Origin of the sequence: Bradyrhizobium ottawaense (assembly GCF_002278135.3) — a bacterium.
Classification (GTDB): Bacteria; Pseudomonadota; Alphaproteobacteria; order Rhizobiales; family Xanthobacteraceae; genus Bradyrhizobium; species Bradyrhizobium ottawaense.
Map to the genome: position 1 here is coordinate 7,317,540 of NZ_CP029425.2, position 25,744 is coordinate 7,343,283.

The 25,744-nt window shown below is 58.9% G+C and carries 21 protein-coding genes and 2 pseudogenes; 4 read left to right on the forward strand and 19 right to left on the reverse strand.

The features are described 5' to 3' along the window. Window positions 1-650: 650 nt before the first annotated feature. The 4 genes and pseudogenes from CIT37_RS34280 to CIT37_RS34295 form a co-directional block, all read right to left on the reverse strand. Window positions 651-1,508: pseudogene (locus CIT37_RS34280) on the reverse strand (pyruvate kinase); the annotation flags it as partial. A 145-nt stretch (window positions 1,509-1,653) separates the two neighbouring features. Beyond that, the gene (locus CIT37_RS34285; protein ID WP_049802025.1) at window positions 1,654-3,429 is read right to left on the reverse strand and encodes an FAD-dependent oxidoreductase; all 1,776 of its coding nucleotides are present in this window, start codon (window positions 3,427-3,429) and stop codon (window positions 1,654-1,656) included. Next, window positions 3,426-4,226, reverse strand: coding sequence for a phosphoenolpyruvate hydrolase family protein (locus CIT37_RS34290; RefSeq protein WP_232577542.1), 801 nt, complete (start codon window positions 4,224-4,226; stop codon window positions 3,426-3,428). Before CIT37_RS34290 ends, CIT37_RS34285 begins: the two co-directional genes overlap by 4 nt. 52 nt (window positions 4,227-4,278) lie before the next feature. After that, window positions 4,279-5,448: a Tm-1-like ATP-binding domain-containing protein gene (locus CIT37_RS34295; protein WP_035711506.1), complete on the reverse strand. Its 1,170-nt coding sequence runs from the start codon at window positions 5,446-5,448 to the stop codon at window positions 4,279-4,281. A 799-nt stretch (window positions 5,449-6,247) separates the two neighbouring features. On the opposite strand from CIT37_RS34295, the gene CIT37_RS34300 reads away from it, so the two are divergent. Further along, window positions 6,248-6,754 (forward strand): hypothetical protein, encoded by a 507-nt coding sequence (locus CIT37_RS34300; protein ID WP_018645264.1) that lies wholly within the window; start codon window positions 6,248-6,250, stop codon window positions 6,752-6,754. A 4-nt stretch (window positions 6,755-6,758) separates the two neighbouring features. Here CIT37_RS34300 and CIT37_RS34305 read toward each other — a convergent pair whose 3' ends face one another. The 8 genes from CIT37_RS34305 to CIT37_RS34340 all read right to left on the reverse strand — a co-directional run bounded on the left by CIT37_RS34305 (window position 6,759) and on the right by CIT37_RS34340 (window position 15,499). Then, a complete protein-coding gene (locus CIT37_RS34305; protein WP_231088533.1) occupies window positions 6,759-8,438 on the reverse strand; it encodes a phosphoenolpyruvate hydrolase family protein in 1,680 nt (559 codons plus the stop codon). A 133-nt stretch (window positions 8,439-8,571) separates the two neighbouring features. Next, a complete protein-coding gene (locus tag CIT37_RS34310) occupies window positions 8,572-9,684 on the reverse strand; it encodes an ABC transporter ATP-binding protein (protein WP_011084700.1) in 1,113 nt (370 codons plus the stop codon). Beyond that, window positions 9,684-10,511 (reverse strand): HAD-IIA family hydrolase, encoded by an 828-nt coding sequence (locus CIT37_RS34315; RefSeq protein WP_011084699.1) that lies wholly within the window; start codon window positions 10,509-10,511, stop codon window positions 9,684-9,686. Before CIT37_RS34315 ends, CIT37_RS34310 begins: the two co-directional genes overlap by 1 nt. After that, window positions 10,504-11,274, reverse strand: coding sequence for an SDR family NAD(P)-dependent oxidoreductase (locus CIT37_RS34320; protein WP_011084698.1), 771 nt, complete (start codon window positions 11,272-11,274; stop codon window positions 10,504-10,506). The genes CIT37_RS34315 and CIT37_RS34320 overlap by 8 nt, the downstream gene beginning before the upstream one ends. Then, complete coding sequence (locus tag CIT37_RS34325) at window positions 11,271-12,212, reverse strand: ribokinase (RefSeq protein ID WP_018645268.1); 942 nt, start codon at window positions 12,210-12,212, stop codon at window positions 11,271-11,273. The genes CIT37_RS34320 and CIT37_RS34325 overlap by 4 nt, the downstream gene beginning before the upstream one ends. Further along, window positions 12,209-13,069 carry a carbohydrate ABC transporter permease gene (locus tag CIT37_RS34330; protein ID WP_011084696.1) on the reverse strand — a complete coding sequence of 287 codons (861 nt, stop codon included), beginning with the start codon at window positions 13,067-13,069 and terminating at the stop codon, window positions 12,209-12,211. Before CIT37_RS34330 ends, CIT37_RS34325 begins: the two co-directional genes overlap by 4 nt. Before the next feature lie 12 nt (window positions 13,070-13,081). Beyond that, window positions 13,082-14,044, reverse strand: coding sequence for a carbohydrate ABC transporter permease (locus tag CIT37_RS34335; RefSeq protein ID WP_011084695.1), 963 nt, complete (start codon window positions 14,042-14,044; stop codon window positions 13,082-13,084). A 69-nt stretch (window positions 14,045-14,113) separates the two neighbouring features. Beyond that, window positions 14,114-15,499 (reverse strand): ABC transporter substrate-binding protein, encoded by a 1,386-nt coding sequence (locus CIT37_RS34340; protein WP_011084694.1) that lies wholly within the window; start codon window positions 15,497-15,499, stop codon window positions 14,114-14,116. A gap of 358 nt (window positions 15,500-15,857) precedes the next feature. Between CIT37_RS34340 and CIT37_RS34345 the strand changes: the two genes are divergently transcribed. Further along, entirely contained in the window at window positions 15,858-16,076 is a 219-nt protein-coding gene (locus tag CIT37_RS34345; RefSeq protein WP_161966258.1) for a hypothetical protein, read from the forward strand. A 44-nt stretch (window positions 16,077-16,120) separates the two neighbouring features. On the opposite strand, the pseudogene CIT37_RS34350 reads toward CIT37_RS34345, so the two are convergent. From CIT37_RS34350 to CIT37_RS34365, 4 genes and pseudogenes are all read right to left on the reverse strand, one after another. Then, window positions 16,121-16,376, reverse strand: a pseudogene (locus CIT37_RS34350) (IS5/IS1182 family transposase); the annotation flags it as partial. A gap of 79 nt (window positions 16,377-16,455) precedes the next feature. Next, window positions 16,456-16,818 (reverse strand): Wadjet anti-phage system protein JetD domain-containing protein, encoded by a 363-nt coding sequence (locus CIT37_RS34355; RefSeq protein ID WP_026312353.1) that lies wholly within the window; start codon window positions 16,816-16,818, stop codon window positions 16,456-16,458. After that, window positions 16,815-17,159, reverse strand: a complete 345-nt coding sequence (locus tag CIT37_RS34360) for a hypothetical protein (protein WP_014497905.1) — start codon at window positions 17,157-17,159, stop codon at window positions 16,815-16,817. Before CIT37_RS34360 ends, CIT37_RS34355 begins: the two co-directional genes overlap by 4 nt. Window positions 17,160-17,716: 557 nt before the next feature. Next, window positions 17,717-17,887, reverse strand: a complete 171-nt coding sequence (locus tag CIT37_RS34365; protein WP_014497906.1) for a hypothetical protein — start codon at window positions 17,885-17,887, stop codon at window positions 17,717-17,719. Between the two features lie 72 nt (window positions 17,888-17,959). On the opposite strand from CIT37_RS34365, the gene CIT37_RS34370 reads away from it, so the two are divergent. Continuing rightward, window positions 17,960-18,298 carry a c-type cytochrome gene (locus CIT37_RS34370; protein WP_275937772.1) on the forward strand — a complete coding sequence of 113 codons (339 nt, stop codon included), beginning with the start codon at window positions 17,960-17,962 and terminating at the stop codon, window positions 18,296-18,298. A 684-nt stretch (window positions 18,299-18,982) separates the two neighbouring features. Here the strand turns inward: CIT37_RS34370 and rpoN are convergent. Further along, window positions 18,983-20,437, reverse strand: coding sequence for an RNA polymerase factor sigma-54 (gene rpoN, locus CIT37_RS34375; RefSeq protein WP_011084688.1), 1,455 nt, complete (start codon window positions 20,435-20,437; stop codon window positions 18,983-18,985). A gap of 243 nt (window positions 20,438-20,680) precedes the next feature. On the opposite strand from rpoN, the gene CIT37_RS34380 reads away from it, so the two are divergent. Beyond that, window positions 20,681-21,441, forward strand: a protein-coding gene (locus CIT37_RS34380; RefSeq protein ID WP_110115815.1) for an IS5-like element ISBj2 family transposase whose coding sequence is annotated in 2 segments (ribosomal slippage) — window positions 20,681-21,020 and window positions 21,020-21,441 — 762 coding nt in all. Because the reading frame shifts where the segments join, the coding sequence is not laid out codon by codon here. A gap of 22 nt (window positions 21,442-21,463) precedes the next feature. On the opposite strand, the gene CIT37_RS34385 is transcribed toward CIT37_RS34380, so the two are convergent. Further along, window positions 21,464-22,528, reverse strand: coding sequence for an IS630-like element ISRj1 family transposase (locus tag CIT37_RS34385; protein WP_011084514.1), 1,065 nt, complete (start codon window positions 22,526-22,528; stop codon window positions 21,464-21,466). 2,158 nt (window positions 22,529-24,686) lie between these two features. Then, window positions 24,687-25,472 carry a helix-turn-helix transcriptional regulator gene (locus CIT37_RS34395; RefSeq protein ID WP_018645272.1) on the reverse strand — a complete coding sequence of 262 codons (786 nt, stop codon included), beginning with the start codon at window positions 25,470-25,472 and terminating at the stop codon, window positions 24,687-24,689. Window positions 25,473-25,744: the final 272 nt, after the last annotated feature.

Below are 25,744 nucleotides of genomic sequence, written 5' to 3' on the forward strand. Positions count from 1 at the left end.
GGCTCGAGATTGCCTAGATCAACGTAGGGAGATTTGGGTAATGTTGGGTAATGTTGGCCAGGCGACCGACATTGCGGACACGTTAAAGAGGTCCTACGGCGGGTCGCCGGCCGTTCTCGCCAGCCCAATTTCGATGCAGCCAAAAGCGATAGAGAGCTATCCGCATGCCCTCACCGCAGGCTCCCGCAAACGCGCGCGTCGTTAGCGCCTACCGAACTATCGGAGGAAACCAGAAGAGCTGACGCACCATTTGCGATGGCCGCAGGCCGTGAGTTCAGCACCGAGAAGGCATCAAGTCATTGTGGCCGAGCACCTGGCTTGCCGACCAGCGGAAATGTGAATTCAATTCCCGCACCCGCAAACGTGGTCCACAGAGTCTGCAGCAGATCGTCGGATGCGGGAGGCGTGTCATTGTACTCTTCGAGCCGCCTGATGACGGCGCACGATAACCCGCTTCGCTCGGCCAACTGCTTCACCGACCAGTTCAGCATCCCCCATGCGGCTCGCAATTGCCTCCCCGTGAGCTTCGATGCGGCTCTCCGCTCCCTTGCGAGTATATCGTAATGCGCGTCGATCTACACGCCGAGCCACTCCCTTACACCGCCATAGCTGTTGCCGAGCGGTACAGCGTGCATCGATGGCAACGAGAAGGTCGCTGTCGGCGCAGTGATCATCGAGTCCGGCATCTGGGTTGCGACGATGACGGGCTTGGCAACAAGCCGGCAGGCCCTGACGAACTCCTTTTGCCGGCCCAGCACCTCCTCAGGGGGATTTCAACCCTGAGGTCGCCTCGCGCGACCATGATGGCGTCTGACAAGTGGATCATATCCCAATACGATCAAGCGCCATCGGGGTCTCGATCTTGGCAACGCCACCGGCGGCCTCACCGATCAAAGCTCGTGCCTCGACCAGGTCAGATGGTTTCTGAACAAAGGACAGCAACCCAGTCGACGCCAAGCTCGAGGCCGAACGCAAGATCGGCTCGATCCTTCTTGGTTAGAGGCGAGATCTTGAGCAGCGCGCCTGGCAGGCTGGCGCCCTTGTGATCACGGATGACGCCGCCGATCACAACGCACGCCATTCTCCGTTCAGAACCGAGCTTTTCGACGACTAGCTAGACGAACGCCCATCGTCAATGAGCAGGGCCTGACCGGGATAAGCGGCTGCGAATATTTCTGGATGAGGCCGCGGGATTGACTGCTTCCCGCCTGTCTCTTAGCGCGAAGCAGACCGTCTCCCCGGCATCCAGCGCGAGCTTGCCTTCATCGAGCCGGCCAATGCGGATCTTCGGGCCTTGCGGATCCTGCAGCACGCCGATCGGCCGATTGAATTCCAGCTCCAGCGCACGGATCGAGACGAGCACACGGGCGTGATCGTCATGGGTCCCCGCGGCTGAAGTTCAGCGTGAAAGTATCAGCCCCCGAAAGATAGAGCGCACAAAGCTTTTCAGGTGATGCGGTTGCCGACCCAACGGTTGCGACAATCTTGGCATGGCGTGAGCGGCGCATCGTGCCCCTCTAGTTCAGAAGATAAGTTCGGCATCAAACGAGATAGGGCCGCTCACAAGGTATTCAAAGCGAGCTGGCCGACGTTGCGCACTTTCGCTCTCTCCACCGTCCGTCGTTGCTGGACCAAGAGGTGAAAACACTGCACTTATGCACCGGATGCCGCCGCCGTCTGTCCCTGATGGGTGGATTGTACGATGCTGTTCACCGCGCGGTAGGCGAACACGATGGCTGGTCCGATCGTAATGCCGGCCCCAGGGTAGATCCCACGCATCGGTGAAGTCATGTCGTTGCCGCAGGCATAAAGACCTGCGATCGGCACGCCGTTTCCATTTAGGACCCTTCCGCCAGGATCCGTTGACAGGCCGGTCGCAGTTCCAAGGGTCGCCGGGACAATCGGGAGCGCAATGAATGGCCCGTTCTTGATAGCTCCAAGGTTCGGGTTTTTCTTTCCAACCGCGGGATCTCCCAGGGTTCGGTTGAAAGCCGATTCACCGCGTTTGAAAAGCGGATCGCGCCCTTCAGCTGCGTGGGCATTATGTTCTTCAACGGTCTTTTGGAGCTCTTGCGGGTCGAGGCCCAATTCCGCCGCAAGCTCCGCAATCGTCCGGCCAATCTCGATGTAACCCAAGCGGGCATACTTCTTGATACTCAAAGTCCAGGGCCAGGGGAGCAGGTGTCCCATGCCTCTGAGGCGGACGAATTCCTTGTCGCAGATGAAATAGAACCGCTTGTCCGCCGGATAGCCGCTATTGAACATGGCAAGACAGATGTCATGGTACGAATTGGATTCATTGACGAAGCGCTTAGCATTTGGCCCCACCGCGATGACACCTGGACGGCCACGATCGAGCCAGCCGTACGGGACCACTTGCGAGGAGCGGCCGTTCCTGAGGATCGACACGGGCGTCCAGAATCCACTCGATGCAACGTCATTATCGATCGCAGCTCCGAGCCTGCCTGCGAGCGCAATGCCGTCTCCTGTGACATCGCTGTGGGCCAGCGTATCATTGTGCTGGTGGGCTCGGCTGAGCTGGGCTCGCAATTTACCGTTCCGCGCAAAGCCACCGGTTGCCAGGATTACTCCGTGCGAGGCTCGGACGCGGAGATCCGTGCGATCCCGCTTGAGGAGTGCGCCAGTAACTCTCCCTCCCTCCCTCATCAGATCAACCGCTGGGCAGCTTGGCCAGATTTCAGTGTCGTATCTGCGAAGGCTTGCCAATAACCGCGCGATCAGAGCATTGCCGCCACTGAGTTCAGTGCCCCTCCTGTAGCGCAGCCGGTCGCCTGCGTAGCGGCTGACCCGGCGAAGGACGTGCTTGAGCGAGGCAGCCGACTGGAAGGGATTGAGAAAGCTTCTGACCTCGCCGGACGAAATCATCATGCCGCCGAGCACGACGCGAATCGGATCACTTATCAGGTCGAAATCCTTGCCGAGAAGCCGTCCGTCGTAAGCTGCGGGGCTCAGCGCCCGGCCCATGTCGATCCCGCCGATCTGGCTCGAATGATAATCCGGAGCGGAGGCCAGTGTGAACTTGACTTCACTCCCATTCTCCAAGCTGGCGAGCGCCGTTGGGCCGTCTTCAAGATAGGCATCCACGAAGTCGGGGCGATAGTAATCGCCAAGTTCGTGTTGCAGATAGATCTTCGCATTCGCAATCGAATCATCGATTTTCGCCGCTCGAGCCTGCATTGAGCATGGAACCCAGATCATGCCGTTCGAGAGGGCGGTCGTGCCACCGAGCCGGCCAGACTTCTCGCATACCGTCACGCGAAGTCCGGCTTTTGCCGCATAGAGCGCCGCGGACAGCCCGGCAGCGCCGCTGCCGATCACGAGCACGTCCGTCTCCCAATCGTGCGTCGGCTTGTTCGCTTTGGAGGAGGAAGCGGTACTAGGTTTCAATTTGGTGATCGGGTTGTTCATTCCTGCCTCGGTGCAGATTTCTGCATTGATTGCTGACGCTTTCGCGGGAGCGGAACGGCTTTGAATTCTTCGGCTGCAGCTTTCACCGCCCGCTCGATCGGAATCCGTTCGATGGAGGAGGCGCCAACGAAACCGACACATCCGGTAGACCGGTAGACTTCCGAGGTATCCTGGGGCTCGGCGATTGCCCCGCCATGGCAGAGAAGGATGACTTCCGGCCGAACGGCTTGAGCGGCAGCATTGATCTCGTTGATGCGCCTGATGGCCTCTTCGATCGACTGTCCCGCCTCATGACCCACAAGCCCGCCGCGCGTTGCGCCGACATGTGGGACAATGCAGTCGGCTCCCGCGGCTGCCATCGCCTTGGCATCGTGCGGGCTTGCGACATAGGCGAGGGAGAAGATGTTCTTCTTGCGGGCCGCCGCGATCAGCTCGACCTCACGCTCGAAGCCGAGCCCGACGCGGCCACGACGCTCGCGCCATTTCTCACCCATCGTTGAAATGGTCGGGTAATTGATCACGCCGGAGAATCCGGCAGCCCAGAACTTGTCCAAGAGATCATCGAGCTCGAGCCGGAGGGGATCCCAGGCCTCGACACCGCCTATAACAGGAACCGAGGAGACGACGTTGCGGATCTCCGCCGCGAGCTCGAGCGTGCGCGCATTGGAATCGCCGATCCGGCTCGTCGGCAGCCCCATCAACCGCGACAGCCCGGTGCTGTAGACCACGAGCATGTCGGCGCCGCCGAGAGCTGCGCATTTTGCGACGAGGCCGCAACTGCTCGCCGCGGCAAGCACTGCCTTTCCAGCCTCAACTTGAGCTGTGATCTTTGCGAGTATTTCGGCCCGATCAAACATCCGCAACTGATGAATCTCCTGGTGTCAATTGTTCGACGATCCACGATGCGGCCGCCTCCGCAAATTCCGGATCATTGATGTGACAATCCAGCTCGCGGGCGATGATCGATCGCGGCAGATGTCGCCTGACCGCGTCGAACCAGGCCCTATCGGCTTCAGGGTTTCGAAAGATGCCGCCGTCCCGGTCATAGTCAGAGACCCCCTTGACCGGCCACAGAACGAGGGCGGGCGCCTTTGCTTGCGAAAGGCGCTCGGCTGTGAGCCTGCCTATGCGCTCATTCTCCGAGACGGTCGTACGCATGAGCGTCGTGAAGGGGGTATGCGAATAGAATTGGCGCTCCTTGAACTCGGCAGGCACGCTCGAGGGAGGGCCAAAATTTACCATATCGACGGCCCCCGGGGCGATGAGCTGCGGAATCATGCGGCGAGATGCTGCTTTGAGCCGACCCGGACCCGCACTAGCGGTGCCGCCGACAAGCTCGTCAGCGAGCTCGGTTGTGGTCAGATCGAGCACCGCATCGAACTCGCCGGCGGACACGAGCTGCTCCATCTTGCGGCCCCCGGCGCCATTGGCCGGAAAGACAATCGCGTCGATGCCTGCCTCTGCCAGCCGCGCGACACAGCGATTTGCCGCCGGCGTCGTGACCCCAAAGGCCGTGATCGCAACCGTCTTCTTCTTCCGCCGATCCTGAGCGGGCACATAGCGCATCGCCGCAATGGCCCGCCCCGCATTGTCCAGAACGCGTTCGGTGAACGCGTTGATCCCGAAAAGATCGACCAGGGTCGGATAGAGGATGATGTCGTTGTGGAGGGCCAATTCGGCCAGGAGGGCTGGCCTCGCGCTGCTCACCAGTAGCTTCGGGAATCCATACGGCAAATCCGATACAACTTCACCGAAGACCGCGCTGCCTTTGCCGCCCGCCACGCCGACGATGGCGTCGATCGCACCTGATCGGAGGAGCTCCTTGACCTCTTCACGCGCGCTTGCAGCTATTTCCCGCAAGACCTCGGCGGGTGAAACCACGCGTGCATCGCTGCTGTTCCTCCGGTTTGATGTGCCTACATCAATCGTAAGAGTCTTGCGGCCCCACTGTTCGATGACGCGCGCGAGATAAGCGGTTTCGCGGCCCTTTGTGTCCAGGGTTGCGACGATCGCGGCCATGCCCGCAGGATCGCACCGCTGACCATCCCGGATCGACCTTTCGTCGTCCGCGTAATGGTGAGACACGATCTTCCTCCTGGACGTTTCTGGACACCTGGAGGTCTAGATCGGAGTGAAATGGCCCATAAGCCCGGATACGAGCGCGATTGGGTAAAGTTGGGTAGCTCCAAGCGGCCATAGCAGCAGCCGCTTCATCCTGAGCGCCACCGTAACGAGGGAAGCCGCCTCTCCCCTTTGCAAGGAGGCGAGCGTCAGCTGGCGGAGCTTTGTGGTTTGGGCCGCCCGCATCGTCGGCGCGCTCCGAGACAAAAAGATGCCGCTGCCGGAATCTTCCAGCAGCGGCGCGAGTCAGGGAGGAAGCAGACGAGCCGGTCTGCTAGCGGATCCGTAGGACGCAGCGATAGCTCGCCCGGAATTTTCTACCCGAGACGCTTCACGGGCCCTTTTTCAGAACGAGCCGAACTCGGGCAGCATCGGCAAATCGTATCCGGCTCACAGCAAGGCGCGGAGAGGCTACTCAAGCAAGAACGGCTATGACGGCGTTAGCGTTCATCGCATCCAGCCGAGCCCGGCTCCCCCGCCGAAGAAAGACATGACATTGCTCCCCCAAAGATCGACGAGTGGTGGTCTAGACCTCGATGGAATGGCGTGTAAGATCGGCGAAAGGTTCAAATGGGTAGGATTGGGTAGAACCGTGAGAGCCAATGTCTTTGGTCGCCTTGCCGCAAGTCTCCCCTCGCCTCGCGGTGATCAGATAACGATCTATGCGCCGTCACTGCGGACTCTTCCGCAGAATGCCATGCTCGTCATGGCTACACTTCCTGTCATCGACTGGAACGACTGCCTCGTGCGGGACTTGCACGCGAGCCCCAAGGCGCCCCCTTGCTGCTATGCGGCCGTCGTCATGATCGATCCCTTTGCCTGCTGGGAAGATCTCGGAGATCTGTTACAGGATGCAAAGATGACCGGAGTGACGAATTTTCCGCCAGCCTGCATGATTGAACGGACATCGGCAGGAGTGCCGCTCGATCGCGGTCAGGAGCTCGAGCTTCGCCGTATGGAGTGGTTTGCAAGGCGCGGGTTCAAAGTCCTGTTTATCGCGGCGGACGAGGCAAAGATGACAGCAGCGGAGCAACGGCTTGGTTCGCAGCTGGATGGGGCCGTCTATCTGCGACCCGAGGCGCTTGCGCTGCCGATTGGATCGGATATCGGGCTCGTAAGCCTTGGCTCTCATGGATCGTCGTCGGTACCGAGGTTCTCCCTGGAGCAGGCCGCCACGGCCAAGCAGCCGCTACGACGGGCATGAGGCCTTATTCGAGGATCCGCAGTTTCTTGATTTTATTGTAGAGGGTTTTGCGCGAAAGCCCGAGAGAGCGAGCAGTCTTGCCGCGGTGAAGCCGGTTTCTCTTCAAGCCCTCGATGATCCAGTCTCGCTCGGACAGCGAGGCCGCGGGCCGTGCGCCAAAAGGTGGCTCCAACAACGGCTTTAGCACCTCACCGGTGATGTGACTTGATGGCAAGGTCACGAGCTGGTTCACGACCTGCCGCAACTCGCGCAAATTGCCTGGCCAATCGTGCCCCGCGAGCGCAAGGAATGCAGAGTTTTCTATCGTGAGCGTCTGGGCGCTGGAATCTCCTTTGGCTTCGACGGTGAAGTGTTGAACGAGTTGCGGCAGATCTTCAAGCCTGTCGGGTAGCGAAGGCAATTGGACATCCAGCCCGGTAAAAAGGTCGAGAAGCCGCGCGCACAGAACCGTTTCAAGACCAGCGCCTCGGGCCACGGTCGCGGTGGCAATGATCCGGGCGTTGGAACGCATGACAGTTACCCCGTTCAGAGGGGTAAATCCGCCTGTCTCGAGGTAATCGGCAAGGCGCTCCTGTCCATCGCGCGAAAGTTGGTCGACATGCAATAGCACGACGGCACCGTCACTCGACGCCTCCAGGAGTGACAATTGGCGTCTGCCGCTCTCAAGACGCTCGGCGCCGAACAACGGGCCAAGTATATCCATCGCCGGACCGGGGCGGCAATGAAACAACGCCGTTTTGGCGTGCCTGCGGTCGCTAAACGCGTGAACCAGGGTTGCTATTCTACGCTTGCCAGAGCCGGCCTCCCCCCAGATGAGGACCGGGCGGGGGGTCGCCGCAACGCGTCTGGTGATCTCAAGGATGCGCTTCATTGCCGAGGACTGTGCGATCACGCCGTGCCTGAAACCACTCAACTGCAGCTGCCGTTCGAGCAGATCCACCTTCTCGCGCAACAGGTGGATGGTCTTGAAGCCCGACGTCACCTCGAGGACCGACATCTCCAGAGGCACGCGGTCCAGCGAAGAGCCTCCGATGAAACCTTGGATTCCGGTCTCGCGGCAGATGTCGAGGAGTTCGTCCGGCTTCGTAATGGGGCCGCCCCCAAGCAGGCAGATGGTGCTCTTGTTGACGGATTGAGCAACGCGCGCAACGGCGCTCGTACGCGCTGCAAGTTCAGACAGGCTGACCGACGGATCGGCTCCGCTTTCAACCGCGCGGTTTAGATTGAAGTTGATGCAAATGGCCTCGGCGCCCGCTTCGACCATTCGACGCGCCTCGGATTGACTGCGCGTATAGGCAATTGTCATCAGGCCGCGTTTTGCAGCTTTCACGAGGAGCTCGATTTCCCGGGAGTAACCAAGACCACACTTCTCGAGCAATGACCTGCGCTCATCGTCGATGTGTATGACCGATGGGAAGTTGGTCACGCCGCCAAATCCCCATTTGATGATCCGATCGAGCCAACGATCAACATCGAGCTCGGGGTCGAATGTACAGGTGCCGAAGAAGACCGGCAGTTTCGTGCTGGGCAGAATTTCGGTCCGTCCGAAGCTTGCCACGAATTCGTTACTATTGCGGATTGGGAGGATCGAGGCAGGCGAGGCCCCACCCATGGCACGAAAACGGCCCGCATTGAGCGCGAGCACGAAATCGGCCCCCGCCCGCTCGGCGGCTCTGGCGGTCATGCCCGACCCGATCCCCGCACCAAGGACAAACGAACGGGAATTGCGGAAGAACTGCCTGATACCGGCTCCCTTCACCTCAGCCGTCCGCCTGTCGATCCTGAGCCGCGCATCATCGCACGGCTCTACGTGAAGACTAGCTCCAACTCGCAGGTGCGTGCAACCGCCATACCGCCTTTCCATTGCCCATGAACAAGTGGCAATCGGCTGGAGCGGCGGTGAGGGTGAACTTGGAGGCGCCTTTGGGCCAACCGGATTGTGGCGCCCTGGCGACGAGAGCTTCGTTTCCGGCATTACCGTAGATGTACGTGACGCTGCCGAGATGCTCGACGAAATCGACCCCAAGTTCAATCGAGATCTCCTGCTGCCCGGGCATTGACGAGGAGAAGTCGTCCGGGCGAATTCCAACAGTGACCGGCTTGCCAACCAGCATCTGGTCCGGCTGGACCGGAACGGAGATCGTGGGCCCGGCGTCCAACCGGACATCCATGCCATGTTCATGAGCTGCTTCGACCTTGCCGCCCAGGAAGTTCATCTTGGGCGAGCCGATGAATCCTGCAACAAAGCGCGAAGCGGGATTGTGATACAGATCGTGCGGGCTGCCGACCTGTTCGATGTTGCCGTCCTTGAGCACCACGATCTTGTCAGCCAAGGTCATCGCCTCCACCTGGTCATGCGTCACGTAGATCATGGTATTTCCGAGCTGCTTGTGGAGCTTGGCGATCTGAACCCGCATCTGCACGCGCAAATCGGTGTCCAGGTTGGAGAGCGGCTCATCGAACAGGAAAACTTTTGGTTCTCGCATGATGGCGCGCCCGATTGCGACGCGCTGGCGTTGCCCTCCTGAAAGTTGTCGAGGCTTGCGCTCCAATAGATGGTCGATCTGCAATAGCGATGCTGTTTTGGCTATCTTGGCGGCGATCGCGGCTTTCCCGGCTTTGGCCATGCGCAGGGGAAAGGCCAGGTTCTCTTTCACCGTCATATGCGGATAGAGAGCGTAGCTTTGAAAGACCATGCCGAGGTTGCGATCGGCCGCATCGATGTCGTTGACGAGCTCATTGTCGATGAGGAGCCGCCCACCGCTGATGGGCTCGAGCCCGCCAATCATGCGCAGAAGCGTGGATTTGCCCGACCCGGACGGACCAACAAAGATGACAAATTCGCCGTGATCGATAGTCAGGTCGATATTACTCAGGATCTCGATTGTCCCAAAAGTCTTCTTGAGGCCCTCCAGGCGAACGTCGGCCATTATGCCCTCCTCTGTCGCGGTTGAGCCGCGCGAGCAGCACTTACCTCAATCTCGCGCAAGCTCGATACGATGAAGTCGGGAGCCATCAAGGACGGATCCTGACGCGTTGGCACGCCGGTTGTAACAAGCACCGTGGCAAGACCCGCCCTCTTTCCGGCTTGAATATCCGTAGGAACTTGATCTCCGATCATGATGGTCGACCCGCGCTTCGTACCGAGGCGTGAGAGCGCTGTCTCGATCATCGGCACTTGCGGCTTTCCAACGATCGAAGGCCGCACTTGCGTAGCAGCGGCCACAGCTGCAATGGTCGCACCAGCGCCAGGTTCGAACCCGCTGGCCGTCGGCAGCAGAAGATCGGGATTGGTTCCTATGAACACAGCTCCATTGAGGATCGACTCAACCGCAATTCGCAGCTTCTCATGCGTGATGTCCCGGTCAAGCCCCATCACGACAGCTTCGGGCGCTCGGTCCGTGACCTCCAGCCCAACATCTCGCATGGCCGTCACAAGCGAGGAAGCTCCGATGACATAGATTCGCGTTAGGTGCGGATAATTGGTTCGAACGAGTTCTGCGGCGGTGATAGCGCTTGTAACGACCTGAGACGGTGCGATCGAAAGACCAGATCCTCTCAGCCTGCCGACGACGTCCTCCGGGGTATGCGTTGAATTGTTCGTCGCAAAGCAGAATGGCACGCCTGCTTTCTGCCATCTCGTAAACGCCTCTATGGCATCCGCTATTGCGGTGCCGCCACGATAAACGACGCCATCCAGATCGGAGATAATCCCTTCTATCGGCGGCCAGTTGATCTTAGAGCTGAGGCTAACCATTCATCAGCATCCCACCATTCACATGGACAATCTGCCCGGTCATGTAGGAAGCTGCGGGGCTGGCCAGGAACACCGCAAGCCCTGCGATATCTTCCGGCAGTCCGACCCGGCCCAGCGGAATTCGGCCACTATGGCGCGCTTCGGTTTCCTCCCGCGGACGCCCGTGCAAGGGTGTATCGATAATCCCGGGAGCAATCGCGTTGACGTTGATCTTGAACGGAGCACATTCATAAGCGAGCAGCTTTGTCACATCGTGCACGATGGCTTTTGACAAGCAATAGTCGGCGCCGCCAGCCTGGTAGTTGAAAACAGCACCTTGAGATGACAACGAGGACCCGACATTGACGATGCGGCCGCCTTTGCTCTTCATGAAGCGCTCGATCGCCAGCTTCGCGCAACGAAGCACTGCGACGGAATTGATCTGGATGGTTTTTTCGATTCGATCGGCATTTCCGGTCAGAAGCGCCTGAGCCGATTTTATTCCGGCGTTGTTGATCAGGACATCGAGCCTGCCGAAGCGCTTGGCGATCTCATCAAGCACCCTGCCGACATCATCTTCTCGTGACACATCCATGCTCATCGGCAGGATGCCATTGCCGTGCGGCAAACGAGTCAGAATGACTCGCAGGTTTTCCAAATTCGCGTCGGTTGCCAGGACGTTCGCACCGCCTTGACGGAAAGCATTAGCTATGGCTGAGCCAATGCCTCCACCTGCACCGGTCACAAGCACGGTCCTGTCTGCAACTGAGAACTGTTCGGTCATTCCAACTCCAAGATCGATTGAGAATTCAGAAATTCGTCGACGGCCCAACTGCTAGGCATCGATCTTTGGGCGCCGCGTCGCGTCACACATAAGGCGGCAACCGCGAGCGCCTTTTTGATCGCTTCTCGTATCGGCAACCGATGAGCAAGAGAGGCTGCGAAAGCTCCATTAAAGGCATCCCCCGCCGCGGTCGTATCAACGACCTTCACAGGAAATGCGCGGAGCGCGAAAGTCGCGCTGGCATCGGCGTAGTAGGCTCCCTGCGCACCTAGCGTGATCAGCGCTGCCTTCGGCCCGAGATCGAGAAGCTTTCCAGCCGCATGAGCGGCGCCGTCGAAGTCATGCACCTCGACACCGGTGAGCTCGAAAGCTTCCGTCTGGTTTGGTGTGACGAAATCGACACTCCTCCACGCCGCGGGCGACAGGCCCGCCCTCACGGGGGCCGGATTGAAAATAAGATCGAATTCCTTGACGCTCTTCAATGCAAAAAGGTGATTGAGCGCGGGGACCGGCATGCCCATTTCGGCAACGACGATTGCGTCCCGCTCAATGAATTCGGCCGCCTTCTCGACCATGCTCGGAGTGACATTTGCATTGGCTCCCGGGTCTATGACAATCATGTTGGAGCCGTCGTCGCCGACGAGGACAAGAGCAGAACCGGATATCTCCCCCGGGCATACCTCAATGGCATCAAGGCGGACACCTGCCTCACGCAGCGCTTGCAGCAACGATCGGCCAGCGTCATCATCGCCAAGCCGGGTGTAGAAGCTCGGCCGAAGCCCCAATCGAGCGGCGGCGACCGCCTGATTTGCGCCCTTGCCTCCCGCATTCTGCTTTAAGCTTCCCATCAGGCTTTCACCCGGCGTTGGAAGCCGCTCGACGTTGAAGCAGAGGTCAAGATTGGTCGTTCCGAAGAACATCAATGGTCTGGGGCTCATTTCACGGCCCCGAAGGTAAGGCCACGTTCGAGATGACGCTGGCCAAGGATAATCAGGACGATCGGCACAATCATGGTCACCACCAAACCCGCAGCCATGACCGGATAGAACTGAACGCCTGGATTAAGCAGCTTGAGCAGGGCCACGGTGACCGGTGCTTTCGTCGAACTGAGGATCAGGCCGAGAGCGAAATTGTGCCAGGCAAGCAAGAAAATGAGCAATGAAGCGCCGATTAGGCCGGGCTTTAGAAGCGGAAGAACGATGTGCCAGACTACACGGAACGGCTTTGCACCATCCATGGCCGCCGCCTCCTCAATGTCCTTTGGGATGTCCTCGATATATGATCGGCTTAGCCAGATGATCATTGGCAGCGTGACGACCTGATAAACCCAGATCATGCCGAGATAAGTGTCATAAAGGCCAACTGTTTGGAACACGCTGAACAGCGGTATAACGACAAGGAGTGCCGGCGCGAAGCGGAAGCCCAGAATGAAGAACGCGATGTCCTCCTTCCTAGGGATATCACGTCTTGCCAAGACGTAACCTGCGGGTACGCCGGCGATCAGCGATACGAGCACCGCGCCAAGCGATATCACGACGCTATTGGCGACCGGCGTCAGGAAATCAACCTTGATGGTGCCGTAGCTTGTCGCCCCGGCCTGGGCGGCATCGAACAAAACGCGGAAGTTTTCAAATGTTGGAGTGAAGACAAAGCGCGGCGGCAAGGTCATGACCTCGGCCTGCTGCTTCAGCGACATCATCACGATCCAGACCAGGGGAAATGTCAGGATGAGCGTACAGACAACAACCAGTCCATTAAGGAACAAGCTTGCGGGCGTTAAGCGTTTGAAGCGCATTGCCAGCCTCCTCTAGCTTACGCGCTGCCGAACCAACCGCCACAATTTTACCATGGCCAAGGTCCCGAGAAGCACGATCAACCAGTTGACAACCATGAGCGCGGCACCACGCCCGAAGGCGAGGTTTTGAAAGGCTGTGATGTAGGCGCGAACCGAGAGCACGGAGGTACTGTCACCTGGACCGCCCTGGGTTGTTCCGAAGATGATATCGAACTGATTGAGCGACTCGATCAGCCGAAAGACTGCGGCGATCAGGATATACGGTGCAATGAGTGGAAGCTCAATATGGAGGAACGTCGCCCAACCCTTAGCGCCATTGATCCGCGCGGCTTCTCTGATCTCCTCGTTAATGCCCTGCAAACCGGCGAAGATGATGAGCGCAAAAAATGGTGTGTAAGTCCATATGTCGATGAGAACTAGCGAGAACATCGCCGTACCGGCGTCCGAAATCCAGGCGAAGCGGCCGATCCCGACGAGCGAAAGCAAATAGTTCAGAATCCCGTTTTGTGGATCCATCATTGTGGTCCACATCAGGGCGACGCTCATGGGCGGCAATACCAACGGAAGGAGAATGACAGGCCGCATCAATTGTGCAAGAAACACGCGGCTTGCGAACAATTTGGCGAGCGCAAGCCCAGAGAACGCTTCCGCGAGGACCGCGGAGCAGGCATACACCGTGGTCGCCCGCATGCTGTTCCAGAAATCTTGAGTCTTGATTGCCACTTCATAGTTGGTGACCCCAATGAAACGAACCAGGGGACGGCCAAACTTGAGATCGGTCAGCGATTGGAAGACGCCATAGAAAAACAGAAAAAGAAATCCGAGCAGTATGATGATCGCGGGAGCAATCGCAGCAAGGCTCCACCAGTCAAGAGCATGCTGCCCGGCGCTTTGCACCTGCTCTTTTTTGGGCGGTGCCAGTTGGCCTACCGATGATTGTAGCATCACGGTTGCGTCGATGCCTCGAAGGTTCATCGCTCACTTCTCGAAAGATACGCGGGGGTAGTGGAGGCGGCAATCCGGTGATGCCGCTCCCCGGTTGCCTTACATGGAGGAGCGAATCTCGGAGGCGAGGTCGGCCAATGTCGCCTTCACGTCCGCACCATTAACCATCTTCTGCATGGCAACTGCCCAGGCGTTCATGGCCTCGGCAAACCCTACGCGCGGCGTAAAGGCGAGCGCAGCCCGGTCCTGAACACTCTTGAAGGTATCCACGAAATTTGTGAATTCCGGTTTAGCCGCATAGTCGAGCCAAACCTTGTCGCTCCAGGTCGAAGCGCGCGGCGAGTTGACGAGCTTGCCGGCGATGGCACCGTTCAGCTCGACCTGCTTTGACGTCGCCCACTGAATGAAGAGCCAGGCCGCTCCCTTTTTCTGGGAAGCAGCATTCATGGCCAGGGACCAGATCCAGATGTTCGATTCGAAAGTCTTGCCGTTCGGAGCTCGCAGTGGCGGAGCGAAGGCAATCTTGCCCGAAGCGGGCTTGCCGGCAACATCGTTCCAGAACCCGAACATGTTAGAATCGATCGCCATCGCTGTCCGACCCGAATTGATGCCATCGACCACTTGGTACCAGTTGTCGTTGGCAAAGGATGGGGCAGCACACCTCTTGATCATCTCCACGTAGTCTTTGTGGAAGGCGATCGACTCGGGAGAATTGAGACCGGTTTCCAACTTGCCGTCCTTGACGACGAAGTCGTGTACACCATAGGACTTGGCGATTGAGATCGCGGCCGTGTGGATGCTGCTCCAAAAGCGCACTCCTCGCACACCCAGGGGCGTGATCGCGGGATCGGCAGATTTTAGCTTTTCGCATGCCGCCGACATTTCCGGCGGGGTTGTCGGAACCTTGATACCGTGTTTGTCAAGAATGTCCTTACGGTAGAACAATTGGATGTTTTCGAACCCGTGCGGGATGGCCCACACCTGACCCCGGCCCGGTTCGATCTGCCCGCCATTGACTTGCCAAGTCAGCGCGTCACGCAATGCGGGGAAGAAGTCCTTGTAGTCATAGCTTGCCGATGTGAGCTTAGGGTCGTTCAGATAGCGGTCGAGCGGCTCAAGCAGTTGACCGGGCGCAAGATCCCAAGCCGGTTGAATTCCTGTGCCGACGACATCCCACGAGGGCGATTTTGTGCTCAGCTGGATGGTCAGCTTATTCCAATAGGCATCGTCCGGATAAAGCTCGGGCGTCACCTTGATGCCCGTCAACTTCTCGAACTCAGGAAGCTGTGCTGCAACCGCGTCAGCATATGGATGGATGTCGTAAGCCCAAACGATCGAAGCGCCCTCGAACTGGCGCCAGTTGATATCCTCCGCTTTGGCCTGGCCGAAAGATGCGGCCGCACCGGACAAGAGAGTTGAGCAAATCAGAGCGGCTTTGACGAAATGGTAAGAATGGCCGCGCGGTGCGGCTAGCGTCCTTGGCATTGGTCCCTCCTCTGGGCTCTTCGGCCCTCAAGTTCACGTGCCTGTCGTCTTCCAGGGCCGCGAGTGTTGGTAACGCTAGCCGTGATTTTCCGCCCTTATGCACCCATTCAGATCGAAGTTGGGTATTTTTGGGTAAGTCAAGAAAACAGCGTTACAGCAGCCGTTGCAAAAGCCATGGGGAGATGATCAATGCAGGCCCATGTTCAGACCCCGCGCAGCCAGCCTACAAACGAGGGCCGAGCCGGGCCAACCGCCCGAGCTGATGCATAGTAGCTCGTTCGAATCCCTCTGTTAATCTCACCTTGCGGCACGGACGCCTCGATCTTGTTCTTGATTGTGCTGCTTTTAAGAGGGACGAGTGCTTGATGCATTGCCGCAACCTTTCTCGATCCGCAAACAATCTGGTCTCTCAACCCGCCATATTGCAGGACGAAGCTCGAGCGCGACCGCGAGCATCAGCAACAAGGCGTTGCGGATTAGGCCCAACGAAAGCCTCAGCCAGGCTGAGGGTGAGGCGGAGATTGTGGTCGACGGCGGTGAAGGCGATGTTGGCGGCGTCCCCCTCCCGGCCCTTTGAGATGGCAGCGACCGAGATGCCCGTCGCTCTTCATGTGGCCATTCACGGCTCGATGACTGAGAGGCGCCTGAGCCGATGCGCAGATAAGATTGCCGCAACTTAAGGCCGCACTCGCGGGCCAGCCGATTGGTTAATCGCCGCATATTCCAGCTTGGCATCGGTCGGGAGGTGATGGTCTTGGGCTGAACGGTGGTCTCCACCGTCGCTGCTTGAGATCGCGCGTCCGCAACGCGCCGGTCTCATGCGCCCCCTCAAGCTCTCGGCCAGCAAGAGCTCCAGCTTGTCACCGAGCCGCTTACGTCAATGGCCAAGCGTGCCCGTTACGCAAGCTGGCGCCCTCGTCAGTCCGAACGCCTACGTGGGCGTAGGAAGAATCGGATCAAGCTCCTCCTGCTCGAGGATCTTGGATCCATCTTTGGCCAAGTATGCCGCCAGTGAAGCGATGCCGGAGTTTGGTGGGCAACGAGCGGGTGCGGACTTTTTGGTCGGCGCCCGCCCCGAGATGCGGCAGGATCGGTCGTCCGACGGCGCGCTCCATCGTGTGGAATATCCAGGTGCCGTCCGGATCGATATCCGACCAGTGAAAGATCGGGGTTTGTTCGGACACCATTGCCGAGATCGTGCGCAGGGCCTGTTGGCTGGCAAGCGAGGGATACCCGCCAACATACAGCGTAGCACCCAGTCGAGCGGCGTCGGCCTCGGCGACGTGCCTGTTGAAGCTTGCCAAGTTTTCGATCGTCAAAACATACGCCGGCGGCTCCCGGAAGCGGACATGATCTGCCTCCTTAGGCGCGATCCCGAGATGAGCGGAGTGGCTCCGGAGAGATCGGCCCCAAGAAGATCGATCTTACCCGCGATCAGCAGCGGCGGGGCAAAGCGTTCCAGCCCGATCGCCCGCAGTGCCTCGCGGGGCCGCGCGCCCGGAGGAAACTCGAGGACGCCACTCAGGAGCCGAACCACGACGCCTTCAACGCGTTCCAGCGTCTTGCTGTGCCTCACCGTCCGTCGCGAGAAGGTCTTATAGTCCACGTCGAGATGCTTGTTGTCCAGGATGGCCTGGGCGAGATCGAAGGCGTGGCGCAACGTATCGACATCGGACGAAGCGACCCGCGGGCTACCGCTCCCGGTCGATCAACGACGGATCGACTGGTGCGCGCATCCGCACCTGAAGCGGTGGTTCGATCTGGTCAAGGCAGGCCGGGCGTGATCCGCGCGCAGCGGCGTTCATCGAACCATGATCGCCGCCCGGCGCGACCCTAACGATCAGCTGGCCGGCGTATGGTAGCCTTTCGGTTGCCATGCGCGACCCTTGAGGCGATCCATGGCCATGATCGAGTCCGCCGCCCCATCCGCGCCGCAAGTCCAGCGACATGGCTCGATCTTTGACTGTAGGAGGCGCTTCATCCAGAATAAGAGTTTAGGACTTTGGTTCTTTGAATGCCTTCTTCTTCAAGGCGGATAAATAATTTCCTCGAACTCTTGGACGAGATTTACCGGCCAAGCGCATTTCTAGCGTCACAACAAGTTCCTCAAATTTTTTGCGTGTTGCGCCCGCCAGAGGTCGTTGCCGATAATAGCTGTACAGGCGCTCGGTTATGACAGCTGTCACCCACCGTGGCGTATCTTCCGATTCGTAAAACTCACTTATCCTGGTTATAGCTAGGGAACGAGTCGATCTCGAGCAACATGAAAGAGCAGAGCAGCGTGCGAATTGCAGATGTCTTCTCGCTGCGTATCTGCTCATCGATAAAATCAACCAGCTTTTCGCTTCCAAGGCTTTGATAGGCGATCTCGGCAACGATGGTCGGCATGACATGCTTGATCGTACCCTCGATGAACCTAAATAGCTGGGACAGCTTTTCACTCAGTACCGGGCGCGACCATTGGACGGTGTTTGGGCAACAGCTCCTTATCTGCACAACGGGTCTGTTCCGACCCTGAGAGACATGCTGGTGCCGCACGCCAAGCGGCCGATGTCGTTTTGCGTAGGCAGCCGTGCGTTCGACCCGGTCAACGTCGGGCTCGCGACGAAAGCACAGTCGTCCGAAAGCTGTGCGGCCGGTCTGACGAACTTCGATGTGTCGCTGCTTGGGAACAGCAATCGCGGACATTCTTTCGAGGGTAAGGAAACCGACTTAAGGAAACTGCCGCCCGGCATCATCGGACCAGAGTTGACCGACGCCGAACGGCGAGCGCTTGTCGAATATCTCAAGACTCTATGAGCGATGGCGTTCGACGCCGACTTGTGTGCCGGCGTCGCTAGCTTCCGCCGAGTTCGAATGCGCCTCGTCCGAACACGTGCCATTCGGCAGATTGTCCCTGCTCAGCCAGGTCATGTGTCCCTCCTGCCGGGACGTCGTCGATTGTCTTGAAGCCGCCATGAGCTCGCCGGTCCTAAGCAGCCCCGACTTGGCCCAATCCTGACGATCCCGCCCAACCGCACTTGGCGATGCTGGGCGCGGCTACAGTTGCGCACTCGAAAACCTGTTCATTTTCCAAAATCTGGGCGCTCCAAGTGTAGTTTTTACAACATTTAGCGCCGAGCTATTATGGTTAAGCCAATAATTCGCCCTACAACCTTGTTGTGCAGCGTAGCAACGAACCGGAAAGTTATCGCGGAAGAGGTGGTGGCGATCATTGGCGTGCGAGATCAGCCGGCTGCTACCGATCGGGGCCGTATATCGGCCGACAATAAGCCAAGGCGAGGACTTGGGAGGAATAAGAGCTTGGCGCCGACGGAGCCTCTGAAAACGCTCGCCCCTCTTAGACGGCAGTCGGCCTATACTACCTCTCCTCAAATGCCGCGCCAGAAGCTTCCTTCCATCACCATCAACAATCTCGCTCCAAAGGCCCGCTTTCAGAGACCTCCAAAGCTACGCTTCCGGATTAAATCGACAGCTGGGGGTTTATTTATCGAGGCCAGTTCCGCCCGATGCTCTACTGTTCATCGTTGACCACATATTGTCGCGGCGGCGCTGCACCGAGGACCGAATGCGCATGGCTTCGCGGTACTTCGCGACCGTGCGGCGGGCAATATCAATGCCCGAGACTCGCAGGCGCTCAACGATCGCGTCATCGGACAGAACCGCTGACGGCTCTTCGGATTCGATCAGCTGCTTGATGCGGTGACGCACCGCTTCAGCGGAATGCGCCTCACCGCCATCCGCCGAAGGGATCGATGCCGTGAAGAAATATTTCAACTCGAATGTGCCGCGATTTGTTGCCATGTATTTGTTGGCGGTGACGCGCGACACCGTGGATTCATGCATCTGGATGGCCTCGGCAACGGCCTTTAGATTCAGCGGCCGCAAATGCGCAACACCAAGGGTAAAGAAGCCGTCCTGCTGACGCACGATCTCGGTCGCAACTTTCAGGATGGTGCGGGCGCGCTGGTCGAGCGCGCGCACCAGCCAGGTCGCGTTCTGCAGCGCGTCGTTGAAGTAGGACTTATCGACGTCCTTGCCGATCTTCTTCGACAGCTTGGAATAATAGGTCTGGTTGACCAGCACGCGCGGCAAGGTGTCGCTGTTGAGCTCGACATGCCAGCCGCCATCAGGAGCCGGACGGACATAGACGTCGGGTACCATCGTCTGCAGCCGCGCCGACCCGAACTTCATGCCCGGCTTGGGACTGAGCCGGCGGAGCTCGTCGATCATGTCGGCGATGTCCTCGTCGTCGACGCCGCAGAGCTTGCGCAAGCTCGCGATGTCGCGCTTGGCGAGGAGATCGAGATGCTCGACGAGGGCCTGCATCGCCGGATCGTATCTATCGAGCTCGCGGAGCTGGATCGCCAGGCACTCGCGCAAGTTACGCGCACAGACGCCGGGCGGATCGAACTCCTGCAGGACGGCAAGAACGTGCTCGACATCCTCCTGCGTTGCGCCGAGCCGCTCGGCGGCCTGGCCGAGATCCGGCGGCAGATAGCCGGCTTCGTCGACGAGATCGATCAGATACTGCCCGATCATGCGCTGCGCCGGCGCGGTGAATGCGACCGACAGTTGTTCGGCCAGGTGGTCGGACAATGTTGTCTCGGACGCGACAAACGCTTCGAGATTGTAGTCTTCGTCACCCGAGCCGCCGCCACCCCATTCGGTATAGGTGGTCATGGCGCCATCCCGGGCGTCGCGCACTTGGGCCTCGGCCAGCTGATCGCCGCTGACCTGATCGACCTCAGTCGGGGCTTCGGCCCCAGCTGCATCGTCACTGGCACGCTCGAGCAGCGGATTACACTCCAGCTCTTCCTCCACGAAGGTCATGAGGTCGAGATTAGATAATTGCAGCAGCTTGATCGCCTGCATCAGCTGCGGCGACATGACCAGCGACTGGGATTGCCGGAACTCTAATCTTTGCGTGAGCGCCATGAAGCAAGAACCGTTACTGAAGTTGGTCTGCGTTTTGCTCATCTAGTCAGGAGCTGATCTAAGCGCTTTGATGTCGCGCAAAAGCGGATGCGAGGTGAGATGAAGGCAGCGAACAACGGAATCCGACACTCAGTCGGAGCTCCCTCGTCAATCCCCATTGTGCGCGAGATGAGAGGACTAGGGTCTGTACCTAAATAGCGCCACGTGATTCTCTTGCCTACGTGTTGATTCGGGGGCGAGAGAATGCGCGCTGGTTTGTTTTGGCTGAACGACAGGCAATGGGCGCGTATCGAACCGCATCTGCCGAGGGGACTGACGGGGCCGGATCGGGACGACGACCGACGCATCGTCAGCGGCATCATTCACATGCTGCAATCGGGTGCACGATGGCGTGATTGTCCACGTGAATACGGCCCTTACACGACGATCTACAATCGCTTCAATCGCTGGGCCAAGCGAGGACGATGGTGCGCAATCTTCGAAGCGCTGGCCAAGCCTGGCGAAGACGGCGTCGTACTGTCGCTCGACTCGACCTCGATTAAAGCTCACCGGTGTGCCTCCGGCGGAAAAGGGGGGAGCACAATCAAGCAATCGGCCGCTCGCGCGGAGGCCGCACGACAAAAATCCATGCGCTGAGCGATCCGCTCTGCCGGCCGGTCGTCCTGCATCTGACTCCAGGCCAAGATGCCGATATCGCTGCGGCTCCCGATGTCCTGGCGCTCGCGCCACCCATGAGCGTGCTCCTCGCCGACAAAGGGTATGATGGCGACAAGCTTCGCGGCGCAATCATTCGTCGTGGCGCCAAGCCCGTAATCCCCAATAAATCTAACCGTGTCGTCATCCATCGCTTCAACAAACGCGCCTACAAAGGACGAAATGTCATCGAACGCTGCTTTTGCAGGCTCAAGGACTTCCGGCGCATCGCCACGCGATATGACAAGCTCGCCCGTAATTTTTTGGCCGCTGTTCATCTCGCCGCTCTCGTCGCATATTGGCTCAATTGAGTCTGGACCCTAGTACCCGGAATCAGAGCTGAGTGATACGGCGGCCTTTGAAACGGCGTTGACGGACCTTTTTCTTGGTCCAGACGAAGGGCTCGGCTCTGTCGTTGTATGCGTTGACGTAGGCATCGATGTGTTCCTGAAGCTGCTTGAGGCTCGTGAAGGAGGTGCCGCTGAGCGACTGCCCCTGCAAGATGGAAAACCATACTTCGACCTGATTGAGCCATGACGCACTTGTCGGCGTGAAATGAAATTGCACGTTGGGGTGGGCCTTGAGCCAGTCCTCGTTCTTTTTATGGGTGTTGAGGTTGTCGAGGATGACGTGAAGCTTGCGGTTCGGAAAAGTCGCGGTGACGCTGTTCATGAAATCGAGAAACTCGACGCGGCGCCGGCGTTTTGAATGGGTCGCGATGATCTTTCCGGTGGCGACTTCGAGCGCCGCAAACAATGTTGTGGTGCCATGCCGCTTGTAATCGTGGCTTTGGCCGGTTAAGGCGCGGCCATTGGGCAACTTCAGATAACCCTGCGCTCGCTCCAAAGCCTGGATCGAGGGCTTCTCGTCCACGCACAGCACAATGGCCTTCGCCGGCGGCGCGACATAGAGGCCGACAACATCGGCGGCTTTGGCCGTAAAGTTCGGGTCGTTGCTCTCGCACCAGGACTTGCGAGCCACCAGGTCAATCTTGTGGCTGCGCAGGAACCGCCAGACATATTGGACATCGACATCGCCCAGCGCCTCGGCCAGCAGGGGGCCGGTCCAGCGCGCAAACCCTTGCGGTGGCGGCTTATCCAGCAGCTTCAGAATCCGCTTGTCGGTCGTCTTCGTATAGATCGGCTGCTTGCCAGGCCGCGGCTTGTCTTGCAGCCCTTCAAGGCCATGGTCGGCATAGCGATGCCGCCAAAGGCTGACAATCCGCGGCTGGACCCCAACTTCCTTGGCGATCGACCGGGTGCTGCGCCCATCCGCCGCCAACAGAACTATCCGCGCCCGCTTCAAATCGCGCTGCAACGTCACCGGTGAGCGACAGCACGCCTCAAGCACCTTGCGATCTTTCCTCGAAAGGTGGACTTCTCTTGCTTCGGGTATCATCCCGACCTTGAATCACGACTCACGTTCCAAGAAAAGTGGGTACTAGGAATTCGGATGCGGCACTGTGACGCGAGGGCATCAACAAACAGGACAGCTTCCCGTGGCGATACTCCTATCAAGGACTTGCAGTCCCCGGCAGTTTCGGTGAGTTCTGCGCGTAGCCGCGATCCTCCACCCTCCCGCAGGAGCGCCGGCAACAGCTGCGCGGGGCTCAGGATCAGTGCCTGCCGCCACTCAGACAGTCCCTCGCTGTCGAGCCTTGCTGCACGCTCGAATTAGCGCGAACTTCGAAGCCGATCGTGGAAGGAAGTTGCGCAAACGAATTGGCACTAGGGCTGGCAGTCGAAAATAGTTGAGGTAGCGGGTTGAACCGGCCGCAAGATCGCTATTGCGTCAAACGCGATTGCGAGGCGATCACCATTCAGCTGCCCAACGCCTGCCGCTTGTTGGCCGCTAGCGTCTGCCCCATGTGCGTCGAGAAGAGTCTCTTGTCCGGGTTGCTGACGCAAATCGGCAGAAGTTCGAATAGCGGGCATATATTGGCCTGCTCTTCGGCTTATCCTGCCGAAAGTTCCAACGTATTCGGGATGACGAATCTGGGGCCTCTGACGCATCAAATCTGGGACAGTTAGTTTCCTCCGCTTGGCCGCTGAGCGGGACGATCTTGTCGGTTTGGTCGAGAGCCCTGCGCCAGTCGCCTTGCTTGCAGCGGCCGGCCGACATACTCGCTCCGCGAGAGGCGTCCGCACGCGCGAGACCGCCATGATGTTCCTACGACCTCGAGCAACATTTCATCGCTGGCCAGCGGGGTCTTGCCAGCGCGTTGGCCCACTCCTCGCCATATCGGTGCTGCCGGTGAAGCCTGCCGCCTCCCCAAACAACACCTCTCCGAAGCTTCGGTGGGATGCCGACCCCAATCACTCGCCTCAGTGGCATCTGAGCTGCGGCGAAACGACAAGAAGAATTCGCGCTCTTGGTACAACTCACCGGGTCGCAGAGGCAAGCTCCCGAGCCGAACCCCGGCTCATCGCCCGCGTCGTCGTACCTGCCATTCGCGCTCCCGCTGCCTCTGCGCCGATGGTAGCACCATACACCGCGCTGTAGAACACCGCAGCGGAAGTTGGCGCCGCGACATCTTATTCCGGCTACCGACGCAATTGAGCGGCCGCGTGAGGAGTTCGAGCGACGGATCAAGATCAAGACCGTTTGCCATCAGCGGCCGCCGCGGCAATGCCGTCCTGGCCTGCTCACCCCCGGCCAGATCAACATGCGCAAGGTCGACGGCTGGAGACCCCTCACCACAAATCCTTCGATAGGTAACTTGGGACGCGCCTAGTTGTGGGGCGCGCACCATAGCCACAATGCAATGCGCATCGCGATTGAACTCGCTGCGCACGGGCAGGTAGCTTCATGTTAGTGGAAATCGCGCCGACATTGCCGCAGCTGGCAAGCCTCGATTGCACAACGCGAAGCATCAACTTCTCGATAAGGGCCGCGCTGCCGCTCAGGTGAAGGGCCTGGCTTCAGCGATCACGGCTTCGTCCAGCGGCAAGCCCCTGCCATAGGGACGAACCAGCTTTCGCGGGCGGTCGCATCGAGCAGCGGCACCTCAGTTGCCTGATTGATATGGCCGGGACGGCCGGCTGGCGCAGCCTCGAGAGCCTCGAGACGGTTGGTGGCGAGAATGAAGATGTTGTCATTGTTGCTTCAACCCGTTCATTGCGTTGAGCAGCCTGTTTAGCAACACTTACTTGCAAAAACCTATAACAGCGCGATTCCTGGCAAACAGATCGACATCCTCGATCTGAAACGGATGGAACTTCATATCAATAGCGCCGGGATCGCGTGGTCGGTATGACAAAGCATGCGATTTACCGCCTAGGACCTGCATTGTCCGAACTAGGAAATCCAGCCTCAGGCGAGTCTGACGCAGCGAGACTTGCATGAAGCGCCGACGCCCCTAGGTCCACGCCAGCCACTGATAAACACCGGACACGCGCGCCGGATGCGCTTGCCCCGTCATCTGGTTTGAGCCAATTCCGTTGAAGTACATCGTTGAATCCACTAGAGATCGGCTATCCCGACCGCAGCAGATGAATCGCAAAGGAAGAGCCCGCCGACGCAGGGTCCTTGATCGTTCCTTTGAAGGCGTACGGAGCTAAATGATGCCGCGCCGGGTTGCTTTGGCTACAGCATTTGTCCGGTTTGCCGCCCCTAGCTTTCTGATGACGTTCTTCATGTGGAAATTGACGGTATTATCAGTGACGTTAACAAGTTGCCCGATTACCCAGGCTGACTTCCCCTCTGCGACCCAGTATAGGCACTCTGTTTCTCGCGGTGTTAGCGGAATGTCTGTCTCGCAACTCTCATCAAGCGGCGGTGTAATCTGCGCGACAGCGTTGTGAAACGCCGACGCCAATGTCGTGAGATGAGCCATGCGATCCTGTGGATCGGCATCATCGAAAGGAGATGCAAACGATACGAAAGCCGATCGGCCTTGCGATCCAAACAATGGCACGCTCATGCCATGCTTAAGGCCTGCTTCTTTGGCCTCGCGTAAGACGCGCAGCTCACGGGGCTGCAGTTCATATCGACTGGTTAGTTCATCCCAAAGAAAGGGCCTTGGCAGCATTGCTGTCCGCCGGACCACCGGGTCGATCGCTTGATATTCTTGTTCAGCATAGCGTTGGCACCAATCAGACGGGAAGTTTATAGTTGGCGGGGGCGGTAGATACTCTGGCAAACGACGCTCATTGGAGCAGGAGAGTGCTCCGTAGGCGACTTTATCAAAGCCTTCATTGCTCGCGAAATTCACAAGAAGATCGAACAGCGCTGCGATTGATCTTGTCTGTATAGCGCACTCGATGAAGCTGAATAGGTCGGGCCCGCGACTTTCCCGTCTGCTTGAAGCGAGTGGCATTTTGCCGTGCGACTGGTCATCCATTTTCTATTTCCGTTTGCTTACACAGATGTTGGCTTTGCTTCTTGCAGCTGAAAGCTCGCGCGCGAAAGGAAAGCGCCGGCCCAGAACTGTTTCACACGGTCCCAGCACGCTCCGAGAAGATAATCGGAGCGACTTGACGCACGCTGGCAGGTCGAGCCAAAGCGAAGCTGACTTTGTTCGCTGCTGACCGGTCGGGCTGCTCTCCGAGGTGCCAGTGCCCCAGTCTCTCGAAAGAACGGCTGGCAAATCATGCAACGATTGCGGCGGACACG